Below are 2,614 nucleotides of genomic sequence, written 5' to 3' on the forward strand. Positions count from 1 at the left end.
GAAGGGCGAGATCAGCCTTCAGATGCGCGAACTGGGCACGATGACGCCCGAGGAACGCCAGGTCGCGGGTCCGGCACTGAATGCGCTCAAGAACGAGGTCAACTCCGCCATCGCCGCGCGCAAGGCCGCGCTTGGCGACGCGGCGCTCGACGAACGCCTGCGCGCCGAATGGCTCGACGTGACGCTGCCCGCACGCGACCGCCGCCAGGGCACGATCCACCCGGTCAGCCAGGTCACCGAGGAAGTGACCGCGATCTTCGCCGACATGGGCTTTGCCGTGGCCGAAGGCCCGCAGATCGAGACCGACTGGTACAATTTCGACGCGCTGAACATCCCCGGCCACCACCCTGCGCGGGCCGAGATGGACACGTTCTACACGCACCGCAAAGAGGGCGACAATCGTCCGCCCCACGTGCTGCGCACCCATACCAGCCCCGTGCAGATCCGCTACATGGAGGCCCACGGCGCCCCCTGCCGCGTGATCGCCCCGGGCCGCGTCTACCGCGCCGATTACGACCAGACACACACGCCCATGTTCCACCAGGTCGAGGGGCTGGCCATCGACAAGGATATCTCCATGGCGAACCTGAAATGGGTGCTGGAGGAATTCTTCTCGGCCTATTTCGGCGCCAAGGTCAAAACCCGCTTCCGCGCGTCCCACTTCCCCTTCACCGAACCTTCGGCCGAGGTTGATATCCAGTGTTCCTGGGAAGGCGGCACCGTGAAAGTGGGCGAAGGCGACGACTGGCTGGAAGTGCTTGGCTCGGGCATGGTGCACCCCAAGGTGCTTCAGGCGGGCGGCATCGACCCCGACCAGTGGCAGGGCTTTGCCTTCGGCATGGGCATCGACCGGATCGCGATGCTGAAATACGGCATCCCCGATCTGCGGGCGTTCTTCGATTCAGACCTGCGCTGGCTGCGGCACTACGGCTTTGCCGCGCTCGACGTGCCGGCGGTGCATTCGGGGGTGTGAGTGGATGGCCGAGTTGCTTGGAGAGATTTGGACAATTCTTGAGCCGGCGCGGGAGTTCATCTTGGCGGTGGCTATCTCTTTGGGCACTGCGTATTTACTGTGGCTATTTCGGGCACGCGTGAAAATCATATGGGGTTCCACAAACCTAAACGTCCATGAATTTCAGCTGAAGCCAGACGCGGCTGCAATCTCGATCTCGACTGAAAAGTACTTCGTTCAGAACATGGGCCGCAAACCCGCCTCACGGGTAGAGATTGTGTTCAGTGCGGTGCCAACGAGCTACAATTTGTGGCCTCCGATGGATCACACGACCAAGGTTGCACCCAATGGAAGTTTCTTTCTCAATGTACCTTCGCTTGCCCCGTTTCAGCTCCTAATAGTCGATGCGATCGACCTAGATCTGAAGAACCCGAAGATAGTTGCCGTCAATTGCCCTGATGCAATCACACAGCCAGTCAGTTTCGGAGCACAGCGTCAGTTCGGAGTGTTCGTGACGGCGATTGTTGCCTTTCTGATGTTCAGTGGCTTGATTGGGATAATATATCTCCTCCTACAGATGCTACTCGGAGTAGGCGGCACATAGGTAAGCAATAGAACTGGTTGGATAGCAGGTTGTTGGCGAAGCTCTCGGCCGCCGCGCATCGCCGGGCCGCCCCCCGGCACGGCGATTTGGTTGCCACCTGCGCCCCCCTCAACCCTCTCACGGATGCCCCACGATAAAGCGCCCTACACGACCCGAGGATCGCCGCACCGCGGCCCGTCGATGCGCGGCACGGGCGGCTGACACCCGCACCCCCTCCGATCGCCTCGCCTTCTTCCCCGCGCCATCGGCAAGGGGCGTATCCTCCCTCAAAACGTCGTTTCGTCTGCACGGGGGGTGCACAGGGGGTGTACGGGGGGTGTACGCATGGCACCCCCCTGTTTCCGGCCATTCCGCGCTTTGTGGAATCCACATCCCGCGCTAGGCTTTCGCATCTCGCAACCAGAGGTTTCCCATGCGCAAAGCCCTTGTTTCCACCGTTCTCGCCCTCTCGCTTGCCAGCCCCGTCCTTGCCGACGAGGTCTGGTCCTCCGACACCGGCAACATCGTCTATCTCGCCGATGAATACGGCGCCGCGATCCTGAGTTTCACCGATTACGACGGCATGACCGGAGAGCTTGTTTTCCCAGGCCTTGCAGGGAATTTCACCGAGCGGGACGTGCATCACGGCTACTGGATCGGGCAGAGCGACTGGCATTGCGACGCGGGCCTTGGCCGCCCCGGCGGTGTCGCCAGCCTGACCTGGGGGCGTGCCGTGATCGCCTTCGACGAACCCGGCTTCCCCACGGAATTCACCGTCCTGCTCAGCGATTGCGACGGCGACTTCGAGCGCTCGCTGCGGGCGGAACCCATCCTTGGTGGCCAATGACGACGATCCTGATCGTGGAATCAAACCCGGCCAGCGGCATCGCCGCCGCGCCGGAGTTCGTGGATGCGCTGCAGCTTATTGATCCTTCGGTGAAAACCCGGACCGTGCATCCCTATGACGCCGAGGTGACCGAGGCCGATCTGGAGGGAATCGACGGCGCGATATTCACCGGGTCCGGGGTGGATTGGTCCACCGACGCGCCCGAGGCCGCGCCGCTGCGCGCGGTGATGGA

4 protein-coding genes are annotated in these 2,614 nt (G+C 62.5%); all 4 read left to right on the forward strand.

All coding sequences use genetic code 11. From position 1 onward, the window contains the following. On the forward strand, positions 1-973 hold a 973-nt coding region (gene pheS / locus ACEQXV_RS11020; protein ID WP_370269156.1), incomplete at its 5' end, for a phenylalanine--tRNA ligase subunit alpha. 4 nt (positions 974-977) lie between these two features. Beyond that, positions 978-1,556, forward strand: a complete 579-nt coding sequence (locus tag ACEQXV_RS11025) for a hypothetical protein (protein ID WP_370269158.1) — start codon at positions 978-980, stop codon at positions 1,554-1,556. Between the two features lie 412 nt (positions 1,557-1,968). After that, positions 1,969-2,382, forward strand: a complete 414-nt coding sequence (locus ACEQXV_RS11030) for a hypothetical protein (protein ID WP_370269159.1) — start codon at positions 1,969-1,971, stop codon at positions 2,380-2,382. Beyond that, positions 2,379-2,614: hypothetical protein (locus tag ACEQXV_RS11035; RefSeq protein WP_370269160.1), on the forward strand; the 236-nt coding region annotated here is incomplete at its 3' end. The genes ACEQXV_RS11030 and ACEQXV_RS11035, both read left to right, overlap by 4 nt.

It is taken from the genome of Nioella sp. (genome assembly GCF_964229645.1).
GTDB lineage: Bacteria > Pseudomonadota > Alphaproteobacteria > Rhodobacterales > Rhodobacteraceae > Nioella.